The 21207-nt window shown below is 64.3% G+C and carries 18 protein-coding genes and 1 tRNA gene; 2 read left to right on the top strand and 17 right to left on the bottom strand.

Going from position 1 to position 21207, the window contains the following annotated elements; translation table 11 throughout:
- Window positions 1-92: 92 nt before the first annotated feature.
- Together V1280_RS35995 and V1280_RS35990 are read right to left on the bottom strand one after the other, a co-directional pair.
- Window positions 93-169: transfer RNA gene (locus V1280_RS35995), tRNA-His, on the bottom strand.
- A 292-nt stretch (window positions 170-461) separates the two neighbouring features.
- Complete coding sequence (locus tag V1280_RS35990; protein WP_334535391.1) at window positions 462-893, bottom strand: phasin; 432 nt, start codon at window positions 891-893, stop codon at window positions 462-464.
- 660 nt (window positions 894-1553) lie between these two features.
- Between V1280_RS35990 and V1280_RS35985 the strand changes: the two genes are divergently transcribed.
- A complete protein-coding gene (locus V1280_RS35985) occupies window positions 1554-4868 on the top strand; it encodes a PAS domain-containing protein (RefSeq protein ID WP_334535390.1) in 3315 nt (1104 codons plus the stop codon).
- 10 nt (window positions 4869-4878) lie between these two features.
- Here the strand turns inward: V1280_RS35985 and V1280_RS35980 are convergent, their stop codons facing one another.
- The 14 genes from V1280_RS35980 to V1280_RS35915 form a co-directional block, all read right to left on the bottom strand.
- Window positions 4879-5250 carry a DUF1127 domain-containing protein gene (locus tag V1280_RS35980; RefSeq protein WP_334535389.1) on the bottom strand — a complete coding sequence of 124 codons (372 nt, stop codon included), beginning with the start codon at window positions 5248-5250 and terminating at the stop codon, window positions 4879-4881.
- A 61-nt stretch (window positions 5251-5311) separates the two neighbouring features.
- A complete protein-coding gene (locus tag V1280_RS35975) occupies window positions 5312-6877 on the bottom strand; it encodes an FAD-dependent oxidoreductase (protein ID WP_334535388.1) in 1566 nt (521 codons plus the stop codon).
- A gap of 320 nt (window positions 6878-7197) precedes the next feature.
- Window positions 7198-7425, bottom strand: coding sequence for a hypothetical protein (locus tag V1280_RS35970; protein ID WP_442895262.1), 228 nt, complete (start codon window positions 7423-7425; stop codon window positions 7198-7200).
- 293 nt (window positions 7426-7718) lie between these two features.
- Complete coding sequence (locus tag V1280_RS35965; RefSeq protein ID WP_334535387.1) at window positions 7719-8891, bottom strand: thiolase family protein; 1173 nt, start codon at window positions 8889-8891, stop codon at window positions 7719-7721.
- A 211-nt stretch (window positions 8892-9102) separates the two neighbouring features.
- On the bottom strand, window positions 9103-10692 hold the full coding sequence (serA, locus tag V1280_RS35960; RefSeq protein WP_334535386.1) for a phosphoglycerate dehydrogenase: 1590 nt from the start codon (window positions 10690-10692) through the stop codon (window positions 9103-9105).
- Window positions 10693-10862: 170 nt separating this feature from the next.
- The gene (locus tag V1280_RS35955) at window positions 10863-12035 is read right to left on the bottom strand and encodes a phosphoserine transaminase (protein WP_334535385.1); all 1173 of its coding nucleotides are present in this window, start codon (window positions 12033-12035) and stop codon (window positions 10863-10865) included.
- A 79-nt stretch (window positions 12036-12114) separates the two neighbouring features.
- Window positions 12115-12306: a hypothetical protein gene (locus tag V1280_RS35950; RefSeq protein WP_334535384.1), complete on the bottom strand. Its 192-nt coding sequence runs from the start codon at window positions 12304-12306 to the stop codon at window positions 12115-12117.
- Window positions 12307-12479: 173 nt separating this feature from the next.
- A complete protein-coding gene (locus tag V1280_RS35945; RefSeq protein ID WP_334535383.1) occupies window positions 12480-12944 on the bottom strand; it encodes a GNAT family N-acetyltransferase in 465 nt (154 codons plus the stop codon).
- Between the two features lie 19 nt (window positions 12945-12963).
- Entirely contained in the window at window positions 12964-13554 is a 591-nt protein-coding gene (locus V1280_RS35940; RefSeq protein ID WP_334535382.1) for a glutathione S-transferase family protein, read from the bottom strand.
- Between the two features lie 66 nt (window positions 13555-13620).
- Entirely contained in the window at window positions 13621-14457 is an 837-nt protein-coding gene (locus V1280_RS35935; RefSeq protein WP_334535381.1) for an outer membrane protein, read from the bottom strand.
- Window positions 14458-14689: 232 nt separating this feature from the next.
- Entirely contained in the window at window positions 14690-15538 is an 849-nt protein-coding gene (locus V1280_RS35930) for an outer membrane protein (protein WP_334535380.1), read from the bottom strand.
- Between the two features lie 330 nt (window positions 15539-15868).
- Window positions 15869-17113 carry an MFS transporter gene (locus V1280_RS35925; protein ID WP_334535379.1) on the bottom strand — a complete coding sequence of 415 codons (1245 nt, stop codon included), beginning with the start codon at window positions 17111-17113 and terminating at the stop codon, window positions 15869-15871.
- 261 nt (window positions 17114-17374) lie between these two features.
- Window positions 17375-18721: a phosphoglucosamine mutase gene (glmM, locus tag V1280_RS35920; protein WP_334535378.1), complete on the bottom strand. Its 1347-nt coding sequence runs from the start codon at window positions 18719-18721 to the stop codon at window positions 17375-17377.
- Between the two features lie 222 nt (window positions 18722-18943).
- Complete coding sequence (locus tag V1280_RS35915) at window positions 18944-19111, bottom strand: hypothetical protein (protein ID WP_334535377.1); 168 nt, start codon at window positions 19109-19111, stop codon at window positions 18944-18946.
- 119 nt (window positions 19112-19230) lie between these two features.
- Between V1280_RS35915 and V1280_RS35910 the strand changes: the two genes are divergently transcribed.
- A complete protein-coding gene (locus V1280_RS35910) occupies window positions 19231-20370 on the top strand; it encodes an alpha-hydroxy acid oxidase (protein WP_334535376.1) in 1140 nt (379 codons plus the stop codon).
- Window positions 20371-20565: 195 nt separating this feature from the next.
- Here the strand turns inward: V1280_RS35910 and V1280_RS35905 are convergent, their stop codons facing one another.
- On the bottom strand, window positions 20566-21195 hold the full coding sequence (locus tag V1280_RS35905) for a hypothetical protein (protein WP_334535375.1): 630 nt from the start codon (window positions 21193-21195) through the stop codon (window positions 20566-20568).
- Window positions 21196-21207 lie beyond the last annotated feature (12 nt).

Raw genomic sequence — 21207 nt, 5'->3', positions numbered from 1 at the left:
GATTTACACGACGAAAACGCACAAACTCGTTTGTGCCCCGCAAACTAATGGAGGCGAACAGAGCAGCTTAAGGGCTAAACGGTTGATTAGGCTGGTACAGTTGGGTGGGCTCGAACCACCGACCTCCTGTTCCACAGACAGGCGCTCTAACCAACTGAGCTACAACTGCATCCTTGCGAGCCGCCCGGGGGCGCCTTGGGAAGGCCGGTCACCGAGGGGGCTGGACGGGGCGGAAACTAGGTGCAACGGGCGTTTTTGGCAAGGCCGCAAAACCCGTTATTTGCCCCTCTTTAGCGCGATGAAATCCTTAGATTTGATCGGCTTTGCGTGCTCCCGGGAGGCCTGAACCCCTCACCCGGCTCGCATCTTCGATGCGATCCGACCTCTCCCTGCGGGAGAGGTGAAAAAACCCGGGCCCTTGAGGCCCGGGTTTCGCAAACTCGAACGATCCGCCGTTTTGATCAGGCGGCGGGGTAGAGCTTCGAGGCGGAGGCCTTGATCGGCTCGGCGGTCGCGCTGGCGGCGCGCTGGGCGATCTCGACCAGCTCCTTGGCCTGGGCCTGGAAGGTCTCGAGCTGGGTCTTGGCGTGGCCGGTCCAGAGCTGGAACGCGTCGGTCGGCGACTTCACGCCGAGCAGTTCCTGGGTGAAATCCAGATGGGCCGTGGTGTTGGCCTTGGCGAATTCCATCAGCTTGGCGGTGTACTCGTTGGCGCCCTTCTGGGCGGACGCGAACACGGCCTCGACGGTGCCGTTGTGGGTCTCGGCGGCGTCCTTGAACTTGGCGTAGTTCTCGCGGGCCTGCGAAACGCCCTTTTCGGCGAACGCACGCACCTGCTCGGGAACCTCGAACGGAATGATCGAGGCAGAAAACGGATCAGTCGCACCTGTCATGGTTGGTCCCTCACGAAAATGAAAAATGGAGTGAGCCTTCTGGCGCGCCCGCCGACCCAATCGGGGCCATTTTTTCTTGAAGACTGGCGGGTACGAAAGACTGGAAAACGCAGAACAAACGAGATGGCTCGTCCGGCGCCCAGCACTATCGCTGCCTAACATGTCAACATTGTGCACCGCAATGTGATGCAGGGGTGGGCTGCGAAATTTAATCTCGGGGAGGATGAGGTTCCCGGGGCGGGGAACCGGGGGTTGAGGGGGTGCCCACCACGAAGACGGTCTGCTCCCTCTCCCGCTTGCTTGCGGGGGAGGGTCGGGGTGGGGGTCGTGCCGCATCGGGATACTCCCGATGAGGAGAGAGCCCCCACCCGGCGCTTCGCGCCGACCTCCCCCGCAAGCGGGAGAGGTTAGAGCGAGCCTGCGGCCCGATCAGTTCAAGCCAAGGGACATCTCACACGACGATCGGTCCCCACTCGAATCCTGCGGATGCGCCCGGGCTGCGGCTTGCGGGGCTGGGGGGATTAAGGTTATCGCGGCTTTAGGACGTGCCCGTTAAGCTCCGGCCGTGGACCTGCCCGCGCCCGCGGGCGATACTAACCCTTTCTTAAGGCTGTCATTCCCGGCAGCCCGACGTGAAGCGTGCGAGATACAGCCGGTCGGATGAGGAATTCGGATTTCCAGTTGCGAGGCGTCGGCGATCCGCGGCTGTCCGTGCATGCGACCTCTCCGCTGCCGGCCTGGCTCTGGTCGCCCGATGGCAGCCGCGTGCTGTGGGCCAATGCGGTCGGCGCCAGGTTTTTTGGCGCGGCCAATGCGGCGGCGCTCGCGGGAAAGATTTTTGGACCGGCCGATCCCCATCGCCGCCAGGTCACCCGGCTGGCCCACCGGCTGCCGGCGAACGGCGCCATCAGGCTCGAACGGCTGCGTGGCTTCGGCGCCCGGCTCGGCACGCTGATGACCTGCGGCTGCGCGCGGCTTTCCTTTGCCGATGGCAGCTCTGGCGTGCTCGTCACCGCGATGGACCCCGCCTTGCGCACCATGTCGCTGGTCGAACGGCTGCATCGCCTGGTCGACGGCGCGGCCGTGCCGATGGCGGCGTTCGCGCCTGATGGCATGTTCGCCGGCGCCAGCGAAGCCGCGCGCGCCCTGCTCGGCTTTCGCGATCTCGGCGAGGCCGGCCTCGAACAGGCGCGCAGCGATGCACTGGCGCGAGGCCGCGTCGAGCTGCCGATCGGCATCGGCAAGATGGTGCTACAACGGGTCGGCACCGGGGCCGATGTCGGCCTCGTTGCGCTGATTGAGCCGGCGGTCGCGCAAGCCGCGCCGGTGGCCGAGAGCGCGCCGGAGATCGCGGCTGAAGTGGCGGCGGCCCCTGCCCCCGAAGCGGTCGCGCCCGCGCCGCAGGCAGCCGAGACGCCGCCCGCGGACGAGCCTGCCGCGGGGATCGACCTGTTCGACGCCTTTGCCGACCTGGACGAGACGCCAGCCGAGACGATTGACGCCGCACCGGAAACACCGGTTGAAAACCCGCCCGTAGCCATCGTGCCGCCGCAAGCCGCGCCGATCACGACCGCCATGGTCGAGCCGCCCGCAACCGCGGAGACACCGCGCCAGCATCCGCTGCGATTCCTGTGGCAGATGGATGCGGAGGGGCGCTTTGTGCTGGCGTCAGCCGAGTTCGTCCGCCTGATGGGCGCGCACACCGCTTCCGGCTTCGGCCGGCCCTGGCGCGAGATCGCCGACGAATTTGCGCTCGATCCGGACGGGCGCGTGGCGCAGGCGCTGGCAAGCCACGACACCTGGGCCGGGATCACCGTGAACTGGCCGGCCGATGGCGGCGAGCATCTGCCGGTCGAGCTTGCGGGCCTGCCCGTCTACGACCGTGAGCGCAACTTTGCAGGCTTCAAGGGTTTTGGCGTCTGCCGCGATCTCGACGGCCTCAACAGGCTCGATGCGCTGCGGCGGTACGAGCTGTTTGCCGAGCCGCGAGCCGCGCAGCGCCTGTCTTCAGATGTGGTCGAGCCTGAGCCTGAACCGGAGGCGCCGCCTCCGGTCGAGGCTCCGCCGCCGCCTGAGCCTGAACCGCCGACTGCAACTGAACCGCCCGCACTTTTCATCGAAGCGAATTCACACCTAACCGATCCGGAAACGCCAGTGGAAACGCCTCCGAATGTCGTGCCGTTCCGCGCACCCGGTGATCCCCGGTCAGTTGACCAGAGATCGCCGACGCTGACGCCGGTCGAGAACAGCGCGTTCAACGAGCTCGCGCGGCAATTGTCCGAGCGGCTCGAACGCGAGCGCGAACAGATTGCGTCGGTTGCGACCGAGCCGCCGGCCGAAGAGATCACGCAGGACGCACCGGCGCCGGAGCCTGAAGCGCCGCCGGCCGCGGCCGAATGGCTGACCGAGCCCGCACCGCCCGCGCACGGCCACAGCACGCGCGACCGCGCGCTGCTCGATCTGGTGCCGACGGGCATGCTGATCTACCGGCTCGATCGCCTGCTCTACGCCAATCCCGCCTTCCTCACGCGCATGGGCTATGCCAGCCTTACCGCGCTGGAAAATGCCGGCGGGCTGGATGCGCTCTATGTCGAGCCGGGCGTCTCCGCCGCGAGCAGCACATCGCAAGGAGGCACGCCGGTGACGATCAGCGCTGCGATCGCCAATGGCGAGCAGCCGCTCGCGACCACCGAAGCGCATCTGCACACCATCGACTGGGACGGCGCCAGCGCGCATGCGCTGATCTGCGCATTGCCCAATCCTGCACCTGTCGTGGCCATGCCTGTGGTCGTTGCGCCCGTGATGACAGAGCCGGTAGTGGTGATCCCCGATCTGCCGGAGGACGAGGCCGAACTCGAGGCCGGCGATGCCGAAGCGGAAGATCTCGCTGCGATCCTCGACACCACGGCCGAGGGCATCGTGATGTTCGATGCCGAAGGCAACATCCACGCCTGCAACCGCAGCGCCGAGGCGCTGTTCGGCTATGACGGCGAGGCGCTGATGCAGCAGAATCTGGTGACGCTGTTCGCGCCCGAGAGCCAGCAGATCGTCGTCGACTATCTCGACAGCGTGAAGAGCGAGGACATCGCGAGCCTGCTCGATCACGGCCGCGAGGTGCTGGGCCGCGAGAAGAACGGCGGCGTGCTTCCGCTCGCCATGATCATGGGCCGCACGCGGCCCGACGGCCCGAATTTCTTTGCCGTGTTCCGCGACCTCTCGCATGCGAAGAAGGGCGAGAGCGAGCTGACGCAGGCGCGACGCCTGGTCGACGGCGCCGCCAATGCCAAGGCCGACATGCTGGCGCGGATCAGCCACGAGATCCGCACGCCGCTCAACGCCATCATCGGCTTCGCCGAGGTGATGATCTCCGAGCGTTTTGGCTCGCTCGGCAACGAACGTTATGGCGAGTACATGAAGGACATCCGCGCCTCCGGCGAGCGCGTGATCACCATCATCGACGATCTCTTAGAGCTGTCGCGAATCGAGACCGGCAAGCTCGATCTCGTCTTCGCCAACCTCAGCCTCAACGACCTCGTCGAGGCCTGCGTCACCGTGATGCAGCCGCAGGCCAACCGCGAGCGCATCATCATCCGCACCTCGCTCGGGCATGCGCTGCCGCAGGTCACGGCCGATGCGCGCGCGCTGCGGCAGGTCACGATGAATCTGATCTCGAACTCGATCAGGCTTGCCAGCGCCGGCGGCCAGGTCATCGTCTCGACCGCGCTGAACGATCGCGGCGACATCGCGCTCCGCATCCGCGACACCGGCCACGGCCTGACCGAGAGGGAAGTCGCTGCCGCCATGGAGCCGTTCCGCACCCCGCCGCCGGGTGACGCCGCAGACAATTCGGCGCTCAGCCTGTCGCTGACCAAAGCGCTGGTCGAAGCCAACCGCGCCCAGTTCAACATCAAGAGCGCGGCGAATTCCGGCACGCTGATCGAAGTGACGTTCGCGCCGGTGGTGGCAAGGGCGTGAGGCGCAGACATCAGTCGACGGATCGGACCCCCCGCGGGTCGAACCCCTGGTGCATGGCGACGTAGTCAATCTCGCCGCGCGTGGTGCCGATATCCATGAGCTCCCTGTCACTCAGGTTGCACAGGGCGGCCTGCACCCTCTCGCGGCTGCGCCATTTTACAAAAGCACGCCAATATTGCCTGAAGAAATGGGAAACGTACCGCCGCCTCGTGGCGGTCCGTCGCAGTCCTGTTGCACCATAGGTTATGCTCATCACAGCATCTCCTCTGAGGTGTTTCTTGTCATCGGATGATGTGCCAGGCCGCGCGAGAAAATGCTCGACATCCGGCTGGCCCTTGAATGGTATCGCAGGTGCAGCATTGCCCTGTGTGAACAGGTTCACATTCTCCACGCGGCTTTTTGCGCCGCCGTGCTTTTTCGCAATCCTTCGAAGGCGTCTCAGGTCAGCATGTCGCTCCGCGCGTGCCGCCGATGTCCGGGGCTTCGCCGAACCATCGCGCCGCAGCCCGGGCAGCCTCTTCAGCATCGACCGCGCCGTCACTGGCCCATGCCACAATGCCGTCGGGGCGCACCAGCACGGCGCTCAGGCCGAGCCGATCCTTCACGTCAGCAGCGACATAGGTGATCCGATCGCCCCAGCGATCTGCAGGCGCCTGAAGCGGCGCGCGCGCGTCGAAATCCAGTAACAGGCCTGTCGCGCTCCTGAGGATCACTCCAAGCATCGTTCCGTCACGCCATTCGAAATCTGGAGCACTTCGACCCATGAGCGGATGGCTGCCGCCAAGATCGTAGCGCAGCGAAACGCCGCGCACGCGCTCGGCGAAATAGGTCGCGCCGTCGCGGGTCTCGATGAGATCGCGCATGATGGCCTGCAGCGCGCGGGTGCCCGGCGTCGGCCGCATGATCGCGACCTGCGCGCGCGACCAGTCGAGGATTTTCGCGCCGACGGGATGGCGCTCGTGCGAATAGGTGTCGAGGAGATTCTTCGGTGCGTGGCCGCGGATCGTCGCGGCCAGCTTCCAGCCGAGATTCATGGCATCGCCGAGACCGAGATTGAGGCCCTGGCCGCCCAGCGGCGAATGAGTGTGCGCGGCGTCGCCCGCGAGCAGCACGCGTCCTTTGCCGTAGGCCGTCACCTGACGCGCCCGATCCGTCCAGGTGGCGGCAAGCCGTAGCGCGGCGATGGTGACGTCCGTGCAGGAAACGCGGCGCAAGACGTCCTGCATATGCTCGCGCGTGATCGGCGCAGTCCGGTGGAAAGCACCGCCGTCGAAATCGACCATCGCGATCGTCCCGGGCTGCGCAAAAGTGTACATGCCGGTGGGTGTGTAGTTGCGGCCTGGGCTTAGTTTCTGCGGATCGGCCAGCTCGACCTCGATGGAATAGCCGGTGAATTCGGGATCGGTGCCAGCGAAGTCGAATCCACAAGCTTTCCGCACCGTGCTGCGGCCGCCGTCGCAACCGACAAGCCAGCGTCCGCGAAAGGTTTCGCCGGCCGCCTGCACGGTTACGTCGTCGTCCGACGCGGCAATAGCAGTGACGCCGAAGCCGCGCCGGATCTCGACGCCCATGCTGCATGCGCGCGTGGCCAAAACGGTTTCGAGCGTTTCCATGTCGACGGCGACGCTGGCATCGGCCGGCGTCGGCAGGCGCCAAGGCCATTTTTCGGCGTCGACGTTGTCCTGATAGAACTGGAGGCCGGCGAAATGACCGGCGGGTTTTCGCGTCCGCTGCATCCAGTGCGCGGCACTCTTGATCGCGCCTGAGCGCACGCGCTGCGCGGTCAAAATCTCGTCCAGCAGGCCGCGCCGGTGAAAGGCTTCCGTTGTGGGAAGCGAAAGACCGCGCAGGCCGAACGGGAGCTGTTTCAGCGTCGAATGCGGGTCGTGCGCCTGCTCCAGCACCAGCACCGAGAGACCGGCGAGCCGCAGCTCGCCCGCGAGGAACAGGCCGACGGGGCCGGCACCGGCAATGACGACGTCATAGAGAGTTTTGGATTGAGTTGGCATGAGACGCTCCTGTGGTCGATGTTCGACCGGAGCGTTCCCAGCGCTGCGAGACTCACACGGACGAACAATTGAGCGCCTGCGTGGCGCTGCGATGTTCGTCGCGGGGATCTCGTGCACAAGGCCAAAGACCAGAGCTTTCGTTACCGAAAGGATTTGGGCTTACCAGACCAAATCTGCCTTTTCCGACGGGGCCTATATAGTTTCGCAGGCATGGATGCGCAACGAGAAATGCACGGCGCCCGCCGCGCGGTACTGTTCGCATTCAAGGCGCCGCCGCCGAGCTCCGCCTTCGGCGACGCGGCAGTTCCTTGCCGGCTCACCTACCGCTTGGCAGGCGGGCCGCTCTTGTTGCCGGGCAGGCCCTTGACGTTCGAGGAATCCTGCTCCTGGACCGACTGGTTTTGGGAACTCGAGCCGACGGTCCCCGTTTGCGCGGGCGGGCCGTTCTTGTTGCCCGGGGCGCCTGCGATCCCTGCCCCTGAATTCTGTGCACTGGGAGAGGTGGCAACCCCACCTGTCGTGTCGGCGCGATTGCGATCTCCCGGCATGTTCGCGGCTGCGCCGGGCTTGTCCTGCTCGCCGACATAACCCGAGGCGCCGGAGTTCTGTGTCTTGATGCCCTTGTCGGCCTCACTTTGCATGTTGGGGTTCGGCGCGGCCTGCTGCGCAATCGCTGGCCCGGCGATGAGCGGGACCATCATAAGGATTGCTGCCATTGTTGTGCGCATGAGCATTCTCCTCCATCTGCCCCATCGCGCTTAACTCCTGGCGAGACAAAGATTTCCAAACAAAAAAAAGGCACGGCTCGCGCCGTGCCCTTTCGTGTTCCTGCCGCTTCGCCTCAGCTGTAGATCTCGAACAGGCCGGCGCCGCCCTGGCCGCCGCCGATGCACATGGTCACGACGCCCCACTTGGCCTTGCGGCGGGCGCCTTCCTGCAGCAGATGGCCGGTGAGACGGGCGCCGGTCATGCCGAAGGGATGGCCGATCGCGATCGAGCCGCCGTTGACGTTGTACTTGTCGGGATCGATGCCGAGCTTGTCGCGCGAATAGAGGCACTGGCTGGCGAAGGCCTCGTTGAGCTCCCAGAGATCGATGTCGTCGATCTTCAGGCCGTGACGCTTCAACAGTTTCGGCACGGCGAAGATCGGGCCGATGCCCATCTCGTCGGGCTCGCAGCCCGCGGCTGCCCAGGCGACGAAGCGGCCGAGCGGCTTGAGGCCGCGCTTCTCGGCATCCTTGGCTTCCATCAGCACCACGGCGGCGGCGCCGTCGGAGAGCTGGCTGGCATTGCCGGCGGTGACGAACTTGCCCGGGCCCTTCACCGGCTCGAGTTTTGCCAACCCTTCCAGCGTGGTCTCGGGACGATTGCACTCGTCGCGATCGACGACGTAGTCGACGATGCTCTCGGCCTTGGTCGCCTTGTCGACCACCTTCATCTTCGTCTTCATCGGGACGATTTCGTCCTTGAACTTGTTGGCCTGCTGGGCCGCGGCCATGCGGCGCTGCGACTCCAGCGAATATTCGTCCTGATATTCGCGGCTGAGCTTGTAGCGCTCGGCGACGATGTCGGCGGTGTCGATCATCGCCATGAAGATATCAGGCGCGGTCTTGAGCAATTCCGGATCGACCCATTCCTTCGGCGAACCGCCGCCCGGAATCGAGATGCTCTCGACGCCGCCGGCGACGATGCAGTCGGCTCCGTCCGAGCGGATCGAGTTGGCGGCCATCGCGATCGTCTGCAGACCCGACGAGCAGAAGCGGTTCACCGACACGCCGCCGGTCGACTTCGGGAGACCAGCGAGCAGCGCGGCCTGGCGGCCGATATTCGGCGCGCCATGGGCGCAATTGCCGAGATAGCAATCCTCGACATAATCCTTGTCGACGCCGGCGCGGTCGACCGCGTGGTGGATGGCGTGGGCCGCGAGCGACATCGGCGGCGTGATGTTGAACCCGCCACGGCCGGATTTTGCCAGGCCCGTGCGCGCATAGGAAACGATGACGGCTTCACGCATTGTTTTCTCCCTTTCGAACATTGGTACGGAGGCGTTAGTTCAAGGCGTTCTCGGCCGCCATTGGTACACAAAGTTCGGCAGCCTTGGGAGAAATAAAGCGCCGCGCTGCATCAACAAAAACGCCGCCCTTGCGAGAAGGGCGGCGTTGTTCCGCACGTCGGAATATATGATGGCCGTCATTCCGTGGGGCGCGCGCGCCCCGCGGACGCCCTCAGAACGTCAGCGCCTTGACCTGCTTGACCTGCGGCAGCGCCTGCACCTTGGCGAGCAGATCGGCCGGCACCGCGCCGTCGACCTCGATCAGCGCGATGGCATCAGAGCCCGGCGCAACGCGGCCGAGATGGAAGGTCGCGATGTTGATCTTGGCGTCGCCGAGCAGGCTCGCGAACTTGCCGATGAAACCCGGCTTGTCCTCGTTGGTCACATAGATCATCGACTTGCCGAACTCGGCGTCGACGCGGATGCCCTTGACGTCAACGAGGCGCGGCTTGCCGTCGTGATAGACGGTGCCGGAGACCGAGCGCTCCTGGCGTTCGGTCGCGACCGTGACGGTGATCAGGCTTTCGTAGTCGCTCTGGGCGGCGCGGACGATCTCGTCCACCACCATGCCGCGCTCCTTGGCCACGACGGGGGCGGACACCACGTTGACCTCGCCCAGCATCGGCCGCAGCAGGCCCGACAGCACCGCCGAGGTGATCGCCTTGATCTTCATCTCGGCGACGTGGCCCTCATAGGTGATCTCGACCTTGAGGATGCCGCTTTCGGTGAGCTGGCCGGCGAACGAGCCGAGCTTCTCGGCGAGCGCGATGAACGGCTTCAGCTTCGGCGCTTCTTCCGCGGTGATGGAGGGGAAGTTGACGGCGTTCGAGATCGCGCCGGTGAGCAGGTAGTCCGACATCTGCTCGGCGACCTGCAGCGCGACGTTCTCCTGCGCTTCCGTGGTGGAGGCGCCGAGATGCGGCGTGCATATCACGTTGGGATGGCCGAACAGCACGTTGGTATTCGCGGGCTCCTCGACGAACACGTCGAAGGCGGCGCCGGCAATGTGCTTGGAGTTGAGCGCATCGACCACCGCCTGCTCGTCGACGAGACCGCCGCGGGCACAGTTGATCAGGCGCACGCCCTTCTTCATCTTCGCGATCGCGGCCGCATCGATGATGTTCCTGGTCTTCTCGGTCAGCGGCGTGTGCAGCGTGATGAAGTCGGCGCGCTTCAAGAGATCATCGAGCTCGACCTTCTCGACGCCGATGTCCCTTGCGCGCTCCGGCGACAGGAAGGGGTCGAACGCGACCACCTTCATGCGCAGGCCGAGCGCGCGATCGGCGACGATCGAGCCGATATTGCCACAGCCGACCACGCCGAGCACCTTGCCGGTGATCTCGACACCCATGAAGCGGTTCTTCTCCCACTTGCCGGCCTGGGTCGAGGCGTCGGCCTGCGGGATCTCGCGCGCCAGCGCCAGCATGAGCGTGATGGCGTGCTCGGCGGTCGTGATCGAATTGCCGAACGGCGTGTTCATCACGATGATGCCCTTGGCCGTGGCGGCGGGAATCTCGACATTGTCGACGCCGATGCCGGCGCGGCCGATCACCTTGAGGTTGGTGGCCTTCTCCAGGATCTTCGCGGTGGCCTTGGTCGCGGAGCGGATCGCGAGGCCGTCGTAATTGCCGATGATCTCGGCGAGCTTGTCCTTGTCCTTGCCGAGGTTGGGCTGGAAGTCGACCTCGACGCCGCGGTCCTTGAAGATCTGCACGGCAGCGGGCGAGAGCGCGTCGGAAATGAGAACTTTGGGTTTGGTCATGGGAATGTGTCCTTCACACCCTCCCCTGGAGGGGGAGGGTCGGCGCGTAGCGCCGGGGTGGGGTGAAAGCTGCAAACTCGAAATTCGCCAGTGCGCCGTGTGGAGAGATCACCCCACCCCGCCGCACCTGGCGGTGCGTCGACCCTCCCCCTCCAGGGGAGGGTAAGAACTCAGGCCGCCTTGGCGAGCTGCGCCTTGGTCTCGGCAAAAGCCCAGTCGATCCACTGCGTCAGCAGCTCGACGTCCTTGGCCTCGACGGTGGCGCCGCACCAGATGCGCAGGCCCGCCGGCGCATCGCGGTAGTAGGCGAAGTCGTAGCCGGCGCCTTCCTTCTCGACGAGAGCAACGAGCTTCTTCGAAAACTCGGCCTGCGCGTCTTCCGAGAGCGAGGTGAGCGCGGGATCGGTGAACTTCAGGCACACCGAGGTGTTGGAGCGGATCGCGGCGTCCTTTGCCAGGAAGTCGATCCAGGGCGTCTTCGCCTTCCAGTCGGCCAGCACCCTGGTGTTGGCGTCGGCGCGCGCGATCAGCGCCTTGAGGCCGCCGATCGACTTGGCCCAATTCAGCGCATCGAGATAGTCCTCGACGCAGAGCATCGACGGCGTGTTGATGGTCTCGCCGACGAAGATGCCTTCGTTGATCTTGCCGCCCTTGGTCATGCGGAAGATCTTCGGCAGCGGCCAGGCCGGCTTGTAGGTCTCGAGCCGTTCCACCGCACGCGGCGACAGGATCAGCATGCCGTGCGCGGCTTCGCCGCCGAGCGCCTTCTGCCAGGAGAAGGTGACGACGTCGAGCTTGGCCCAATCGAGGGCTTGCGCAAACGCGGCGGAGGTCGCGTCGCAAATGGTCAGGCCTTCGCGGGTCGCGCTGATCCAGTCGGCGTTCGGCACGCGGACGCCGGAGGTGGTGCCGTTCCAGGTGAAGACGACGTCGCTCTTGGGATCGACCTTCGAAAGGTCGGGAATTTCACCGTAAGCCGCGTTCAGCTTGGTGACGTCCTTGAGCTTCAATTCCTTGACGATGTCGCTGACCCAGCCCTCGCCGAAGGATTCCCAGGCGAGCGTGGTGACCGGCTGTGCCCCGAGCAGCGACCACAGGGCCATCTCGACCGCGCCGGTATCGGACGCCGGCACGATGCCGATGCGATAATCGGCCGGCACTTCAAGCACTTCGCGCGTCAGATCGATCGCGAGCTTGAGCTTGGTCTTGCCGACCTTCGCGCGATGCGAACGGCCGAGCGCTGCGTCCTTGAGATTTTGGGCATTCCAGCCGGGGCGCTTGGCGCAGGGGCCGGAGGAGAAATGCGGCACGTTGGGCCGCGAAGCGGGCTTCGCTACAGTCATGATCTACCCTTCCAGATAGTAAGCCTCCCGTTGGGGGGAGGTGTCCCGCCGCGGCTGATACGGGAATCGGCAAGACCAGTCAAGGAAGTTCCGGCGTGTCACGCTGGAGTGATGGCTCCTCCGGCACGATATCGGGGGATGCAACCGGGGCGAGCGCGTTCAGCAAGTCCGTGGCCTCGCTGATCAATTGCGCGGCGCGACGGCGGCTGCCGACTTTCAAAATGCACTTGTCATTGGCCTGCACAACGTAATCGTTGCCGACCTTGATCATGGAATAGCTTGTCATTGAAATCCCCGAACCGACCGAGCCCGGTGTCCTGACGTTGCGTAGCACCCTTCGTTCCGCAATCAACGTGAACGAGCAAGGGGTAGTTTATCAGCTCTTAAGATGAACGAATGCGTGATCCGATTTGGCAGCTTGCGCAACGGCTGCGGCGAGCTGCCTCAAAAGCGGACAGTCATGCCGGCGTGGCTCGATGAAAATCCGAGACGCTTGTAGAAGCGCTGCGCGTCGACTCGGCTCGCATGCGTCAGCAGTTCGACCAGGTTGCAGCCGCGCGCTTTGGCTTCCGTGATCGCCCATTGCACCAACTGCTCGCCGATGCCGCGGCTGCGGCAATCAGCGGCAACGCGGACATCCTCGAGCAGGCCGCGCATGCCGCCTTGCGAGCTGATGCCCGCGAGCACCGCGAGCTGCAGGCAGCCGACCACCCTGCCCTCGCTCTCGGCAACCACGAGCGTGAGATTTTGGTCGCGCTCGACCCGCTCGAACGCCTGATAGTAGACGGCCGGAAGCGGATCCTCGACGCGCTCGCGGGCGCGGCCGAGATGATCGTCGGCGAGCATCGCCACGATCGCGGGGACGTCCTCGCGGCGCGCGGGACGGATAGAGACGGACTGATCGTTCATACGGGAAACTCCAGGACTCTCAGCGCGCCGGCGGCAGATCGAGATAAGCCTCGGCCTCAGCGATCCAGCGGCGAATGGCGGCATAGCGGCCGAGATCAAAACCGCCTTCATGCGCGAGGCGGGTATAGGCGAGCAGCGAGACGTCGGCGAGCGAGGCCTCATCGCCCGCAAAGAAGCTGACAGCGGCGAGATGCGCCTCCATGCGGTCGAGCGCCGCATAGCCGCGCTTGACCTTGTCAGGATCGAGCTCGGAGGCATCCTTGCCGAGATAGACCAGCTGGAAGCGGCACACCGCGATGTAGGGCTCGTGGCTATACTGCTCCCAGAACAGCCATTCGTCCATCTTGGCGGCAGCAAAGGCGTCGCGCGGAACGAGCGCGCTGTCGCGGGCGAGATAGCGGATGATCGCGTTGGACTGCGCCAGCGTGCGGCCGTCGTCGAATTCTATGGTCGGCACCTGGCCGGCGCCGTTCATCTTCAGGAATTGCGGCGTGCGCGTCTCGCCCTTGCGCGTGTCGATCTCGATCCAGCGATAGGGCAATGCGAGCTTGTCGCAGACCCACTTCACCTTCAGACAATTGCCGGAATTGCTATCGCCGTAAATCTGCATCGCTGCCGCCCCGCATCTGGCGACAGAGCATCAGGACGTAGCCAACCTGTCAACCGCGACGCAGCGTCAGAACTTGTAGCCAAGGCCGACGCGGGCATTGTTCAGCGTCACCGAGGTGTTCATGACGGGCGAGAACTTCACGTATTCGTATTCCACGCGCGCGAACAGACCCTCCCAGATGCAGTACTCGACGCCGAGGCCGGCGACCCAGCCCACCGCGAAGGCGTTGGTCCTGCGCTGGATCTGCGTCTGCGACTGCGCCGGAACGGCCTGCGGCGATCCGAACGTGGTCGTCGTCACCACGACGCCGAGGCCGTTAGTGACCGAATTCGTCACATCCTGGCGCAAATCTACATTGCTCGTCACCGAGCGAGAGACGTCCATTCGGCCGACGGCAGCGCCGGCGAAGGCATAAGGCATGAAATCGCCGCCGTCCCAGCCGACGCGGCCGCGCAGCGAGATCATGTCCTTGACCTTCGCCGCGGCGGCGCCGGTCAATGTCACGTCGTAATTGTCGGTGACGTTCGCGGCATGCGTATCGCCGGGCGGATTGACGATCGTGAGCGAGTTGCTACCCGACGTCGAAGCGGCGAGGTTGTTGAAATAGCTGTAGGTGCCCTCGAGACCGAGAATGGCATCGTACCATTGCCAGTTGCGGCCGACGAAGGCGCCGAAATTCGTGCTCTGCGTGTTGGTCTTGTTCATGAGCGACCAGCTCGCGGTCGGCTGCTGCAGCACGCTGTCGCGGAAGATGAAGTTGGTCAGGCCGACGACGCTCTGGCTGAAATCGGTCGCGTTGGTCGTGTAGCCGCCATTGACGCCGACATAGGCGCCATCCCAATTGTGGGACGTCTTGGACAGGCCGTCGGTGAAGCCCCCGCGCAGGACGGGCAGATCCGGCATGTCGGCCGCGTGTGCGGCGGACACAGATCCCAAAGCCGCCACCACCAACCAAAGCCCACGCATTGCAACGCTCCATCGAACTCGAACTTTCGCTCGTGATCATGGCTCGTTAACCTTAACCAATGGTTGCGCCGGAGGCTTTCGTCGCCGAAAGGCCATGAAAAATACGCAAAGCAAAACGGCGCGGGATGATCCCGCGCCGTTAAGAGACATTAAGCGATGGAGCTGACGATCAGCCCTTGGTGACGAGCGGCGGCGGCGCATAGGCCGGCGGGCTGTTGAGCTCCCAGCGCACGCCGAGCTTGACGTCGTGCGAGGTGATGTCCTTGAACTTGAAGACGTTATTGGTGGTCGCGCCGGTGAAGTCCGACAGGATGCCGGTCTGGCCTTCGCCGAGATTGACATAACTATAGGCGAGCTCGAGGACCAAGTTCGGATTGACCTTGTAGGCGAGACCCGCATGGGCAGCCCAGGCGAAATTCCACTTCGAACCCGTCGGAGCGGTGGCAAAGCTCGCGGTCGAGAACGGAAGATTGTTGATGCCCGTATCGGAGAAGTTCGCGATCGAAACCCGCGCCGTACCAACGCCAGCACCGACGAACGGGGTAATGCACCACCAAGTACCGAGGTCAACATAGGCGTTCGCCAGGAACAGCAATTCGGACTTGCTGGCGCTGTAATTGTCGATGCCATTGTAAGGCACACCGCCCGCAGTACCGGTGAAACGATCGGTCGCCTTGAAGTTGGCGTTGCCGCGATACTGTCCGGTCACGTCGGCGCGGAACCAGTTGTTGAAGCGGTAGCCGGCGCCGAGGCCGTAGATGCCGCCAGTATCGAAGGACGATTGCTGGTTGAACGAGGTAAGCTGCGAGTAAGCCGACTCGCGGGTATAGTGGAGATCACTCGTCTTCTGATTGCTGAAGCCGATGTCGCCGCGCAGATACCAGCCGCCGAAATCTGCGGGCGGGGCGGGCGGCGCGTACATGGGGGGCGGGGCCGCGATCGGCATATCGGCGGCGAACGCCATCGACGAGATCAGTGATGCCGCACCCGCGGCAAGGAGAGACTTAACGCTACGCATTGGCTTCGTCCTTATGGCCGGTGAGACAAAATGCAGATGCCTCACGTTCTGGAAACTCACAGGCGGGACGATCGCACCAAATGTTTAAGCGCCACTTAACCCTAATTTTTAAGGTTGATTTTTTCTCACTGCACACGCGGATGCGGCGCAAGCGTTGCAAAATTGCGGCAGCTGTAGCTCCCGCTCCGATAAAATCGGAACGGAAGCTCCAGCTTCTTGTTTTGACGCGTTTTCTTGACGCGAACCGGCGTCCACTTCGCTGGAAAACGCTTTGGGCGCGCCGCAATTGCTAACGATTGATGAAGCCGCACGGCGGCAAAAGAGAATTTGTTAACGCGCGTGCCGCGGCAGTTTCGGCAGGAACACGGCAAGCAGGCCGATCGCCGGCAGATAGGCGCAGACCTGATAGACGAACTCGATCGAGGTGTGGTCGGCGAGCTTGCCGAGCACGGCCGCGCCCAGGCCGCCGATACCGAAGGCGACGCCGAAGAACACGCCGGAGATCATGCCGAAGCGATGCGGCACCAGCTCCTGCGCGAACACGATGATCGACGACGTCGTCGAGGAGATGATGAGGCCGATGATGACGGTGAGTACCGCGCTTGCGGTGAGCCCGGCATAGGGCAGCGCCAGCGTGAACGGCAGCGCGCCGAGGATCGAGATCCAGATCACGATCTTGCGGCCGAAGCGATCCCCGAGCGGTCCGCCGAGAAATGCACCGACTGCGTTCGCCGCCAGGAAGATGAAGAGGTACATTTGGGCGGCCTGCGTCGACACGTTGAAACGGTCGATCAGGTAGAAGATGTAGTAGCTCGACAGGCTCGAGACGTAGAGCTGTTTTGAGAACAACAGCGCGACGAGCACGGCAAGCGCGACCGCGACGCGTCGCGAGCTCGGCGCGTCAGGATGAGCCTGAATCGGCGCGGCCTTCTTTGCCTTGATCTGCGGCTCGTACCAGCGGCCGATGCGCCAGAGGATGACGATGGCGAGGAACGCGATCGAAGAGAACCAGGCGATACTGCCCTGCCCGAACGGCACGACGATCAGCGCGGCGAGCACCGGGCCCATCGACGTGCCAAAGCTGCCGCCGAGCTGAAACACCGATTGCGCAAATCCGTAACGACCGCCGGAGGCGAGCCGCGCGATGCGCGCCGACTCGGGGTGAAACACCGCCGAGCCGAGACCGACCAGGGCTGCGGCAATCAGGATGACGAGATATTGGTGCGCGGCGCTGAGCAGCAGCAGGCCGAAGAAGGTCGAGGCCATGCCGATCGACAGCGAGTAAGGCTGCGCCTTCTTGTCGGTGTAGTGGCCGACCACCGGCTGGAGCAGCGACGCCGTGAACTGGAACGCCAGCGTGATCATGCCGATCTGCGCGAAGTCGAGCGCGTAGGTGTCCTTCAGGATCGGATACACCGAGGCGATCAGCGACTGCATGGTGTCGTTGAGGAAGTGCGAGAAGCTGATGCCGGCGAGCACGATGTAGGCCGGCCCTGCGGACGCGGCGGGTGTGATGCCGGCCACGACGACCGGCTCGGTCAGCGTTTCCGCAGGTACGACGACAGGCTTGTTCAATGGAGCATCCCGGCAGGCGCGGCAGATTGCCGCGAATTGCCTAACTACGATGCTGGAAGCGGCCGAACCATTGCCAATCGTCGATAGCTGGGATGCGTGAGTTTGGCCCTCTCCCCTTGTGGGAGAGGGTGGATCGCCGCGCAGCGGCGAGACGGGTGAGGGGTATCTCTCCGCTCGACGCATTGCCAGTTGTGTACGCGGAAAGATACCCCTCATCCGGCGCTTCGCGCCACCTTCTCCCACAAGGGGAGAAGGAAGAGTCTAAGCCGCTGCGGCTTGTCCCAGCGCGGAGACGATGGTGTCGACGACGTCCTCGACCAGGACACGGTCCTCGCCCTCGCCCATGACGCGGATCACGGGCTCGGTGCCGGAGGAGCGGATCAGGAGGCGGCCGTGGCCGTTGAGCCGCTTCTCGCCGTCGGAGATCGCCGACTTCACCTCGGAATCGTCGAGCGGCTTGCCGCCCTTGTGGCGGACGTTCTTGAGTATCTGCGGCAGCGGGTCGAAACGATGGCAGACTTCCGACACCGGCCGGCGCAGCTTCTGCACCACGGCCAGCACCTGCAGTGCGGCCACAAAACCGTCGCCGGTGGTGGCGTAGTCGGACAGGATGATGTGGCCGGACTGCTCGCCGCCGAGATTGTAGCCGCCGCTCAGCATCTGCTCGAGCACGTAGCGATCGCCGACCGGCGTGCGCACGAGATCGAGCCCCTGCCCTTTCAGGAAGCGCTCGAGGCCGAGATTGGACATCACGGTCGCGACGATGCCCGGACGCGACAGCCGTCCGTCTTCCTTCCAGCTCTGCGCGATCACCGCCAGCAGCTGGTCGCCGTCGACGACATGACCGCGCTCGTCGACCAGGATGACGCGGTCCGCGTCGCCGTCGAGCGCAATGCCGATATCGGCGCGCATCTCGCGCACCTTCCGCGACAACGCTTCCGGCGAAGTCGAGCCGCATTCCTTGTTGATGTTGAAGCCGTCGGGCTCGACGCCGATCGGCACCACGTCGGCGCCCAATTCCCACAGCGCTTCCGGCACCACCTTGTAGGCGGCGCCATTGGCGCAGTCGATCACGACGCGCAGGCCGTCGAGCGAGAGATCGCGCGGCAGCGTGCGCTTGGCGAATTCGATGTAGCGGTCATGCACGCCGTCGATACGGCGGGCGCGGCCCAGGCTCGCACTTTGCGCGAGCCTCTTCTCGATCGGCTCGTCGAGCAGCAGCTCGATCTGCTTCTCGACGTCGTCGGAGAGCTTGAAGCCCTGCGGGCCGAACAGCTTGATGCCGTTGTCCTCGAACAGATTATGCGAAGCCGAGATCATGACGCCGAGATCGGCGCGCATCGATTTGGTGAGCATCGCCACCGCCGGCGTCGGCATCGGGCCGACCAGCAGCACGTCCATGCCGACCGAGGTGAAGCCAGCGACCATCGCGTATTCGATCATGTAGCCGGACAGGCGGGTGTCCTTGCCGATCACGACCCGGTGGCGATGGTCACCGCGCTGAAACGCGAGGCCCGCGGCCTGGCCGACCTTGAGCGCGAGCTCCGGCGTGATCAGTCCGTTGGCGCGGCCCCGAATCCCGTCCGTCCCGAAATATTTGCGGCTCATATCGTCCCCCACGCAACAACCAGGGATCCCCACGACAACTACCGGATGCCTTATACGGCTCCGCCATCCCTGATTACGCAAGGGTCTTATAAAGCGTTCGCGGCTAACTTGGCTTCAAAAAATATGATGAATCATTACGGAACCGGGGCTGGCTTCGCCCTGGTAACTTATTGTTAACATTATATTTCCTGCTGAAGTGCGGTGCTGAGCGGGAATTCCGGGCTAATCCGATCGCTTCACATGGCCGTCCGCGCGGCTCGGCGCCGGCTGGGTGACGTTGACGGGATCGGAGCCCGGAAAGGTCTCTTCCAGACCCTCCTCCAGAGCGTCTTCGAGGTCCTTCTTTTCCTTGATCTCTTCCGGCGAAGGTCCTTTGTGCGGCTTGGTCATGGCGCCCCTCCTCCAAACGATTTGGCTGTGCATCCAACCATGCTAGATGACCCCGAAACCTTCCGATGCAAGACTCTTGAATATAAGCCTCTTGATACAAGACGGGCCGGGGAACGTTCATGAAGCACATCACCTGTATCGACGATCTGCGCGCGCTGCATAAGCGCCGCGTGCCGAAGGCGTTCTTCGACTATTGCGACCGCGGCTCCTACGCCGAGGAGACGCTGCGCGCCAATCGCGAGGACATGCAGGCGATCAAGTTCCGCCAGCGCATCCTGGTCGACGTCTCCAGGCGCGACACCTCGACCACGATCCTCGGCGAGCAATCGACCATGCCGCTGATCCTGGCGCCGGTCGGCCTGCTCGGCATGCAGCATGGCGACGGCGAGATCCACGCCTGCCGCGCGGCGCAGGCCGCGGGCATCCCATTCACGCAGTCGACCATGTCGATCTGCTCGATCGAGGACATCGCGGCCGCCGTCGAGAAGCCGTTCTGGTTCCAGCTCTACGTCATGAAGGACCGCGGCTTCATCAAGGAGCTGGTCCAGCGCGCGATCGCGGCGAAGTGCAGCGCGCTCGTGCTCACCGTCGATCTCCAGGTGATCGGACAGCGCCATGCCGACATCAAGAACGGCATGACCATCCCGCCGGAATGGTCGCTGTCGAAGTTCATCGATTTCGCCACCAAGCCGGCGTGGGTGTCGGGCGTGCTCCAGGGCAAGCGCCGCACCTTCGGCAACATCGCCGGGCACGTGAAGAACACCGAGGACCTCAACCGCCTCGCGGAGTGGACCGCGTCGCAGTTCGACACCTCGCTGAACTGGAAGGACGTCGAATGGATCCGGAGCATCTGGCCGGGCAAGCTCATCATCAAGGGCATTTTGGACGTCGAGGACGCCGAGGAAGCCGCCAAGACCGGCGCGCAGGCGCTGGTGGTGTCGAACCATGGCGGCCGTCAGCTCGACGGCGCGCCGTCCTCGATCGAGGTGCTGCCCGAGATTGCCGACGCCGTCGGGTCGAGGATGGAGATCATGTTCGACGGCGGCATCCGCTCCGGCCAGGACGTGATGCGCGCGCTCGCGCTCGGCGCGAAGTCCTGCATGATCGGCCGCGCTTATGCGTACGGCCTGGGTGCCGGCGGCCAGGCCGGCGTCGCCAAGGCGATCGACATCATCCAGAAAGAGCTGCTCACGACCATGGGCCTGTGCGGCGTCAACCGCATCGACGAGATCGACGATCACATTATTGCGGTGCCGTAGGCAAGCTGCCGCCACAAACTCCGCAGTCGTCCCGGCGAAGGCCGGGACCCATAACCACAGGGAGTGGTTTGGCGAAGACTGGTAGTTGTCGTCCAGTCTTCGTGCGGTACTGATACCAGCGACTATCGATAGATCACGCGGTATGGGTCCCGGCCTGCGCCGGGACGACACCGAAGATGTTGCAACACACTTGCCTCACATCGGCGGCGTCACGCCGTCGCGGCCGACATTGACGCGGTTCGCTTCCAGCGTGCCGTCATCCTTCTTCGCCGCGCCGAAAATGATCAGCTTGGCGCCGGGCTTGATCTCGGACTTGTCGCTGGCGACGAAGGTGACGATCGGGGTGTCCGGCGGCACCACGACTTTCTTCTCGCCGTCCTTGTACTTTACCGTGATGTCCTGGCCGTCAGTGCCCTTGACCGTCTGCGCCACGGTGGCGTTGGTCATGGTCGAATTGGCGCGGGCATCCCATGGGCGAAAACCTTCGGCGGCGCCGCGCTGGTTCTCCGGGAAGATATGGACGGCGATGGCCTTCTGCGTGCCGTCGGGCTCGGGCATGGCGGTGACGCCGATATAGGAGCCCTCCTTGATCTCGGAGAGCTGCGTCTTCACCACGGCGAACACGGCGACGTTGTCGGTCATCTTCACTTTCACGTCAGCGCCCTCACGCGTCTTGATGCCGAGCGTGTTGCCGTCGACGTTTTCAATGGTGCCGCGGATGCGGACCATCGACGTCTGCTGCTGGGCCGAGACGGTTGATACGGCGATAAAGGTGGCGAATGCGGCCACGGCGGCGCGTGGCATCCAGTTGGTCAGTGTCGGCATAGCTTGTCCCTT

The sequence above is a fragment of the Bradyrhizobium sp. AZCC 2230 genome (genome assembly GCF_036924495.1).
Taxonomy (GTDB): Bacteria; Pseudomonadota; Alphaproteobacteria; order Rhizobiales; family Xanthobacteraceae; genus Bradyrhizobium; species Bradyrhizobium rifense.
This window is presented reverse-complemented; position numbering and strand designations above follow the sequence as displayed.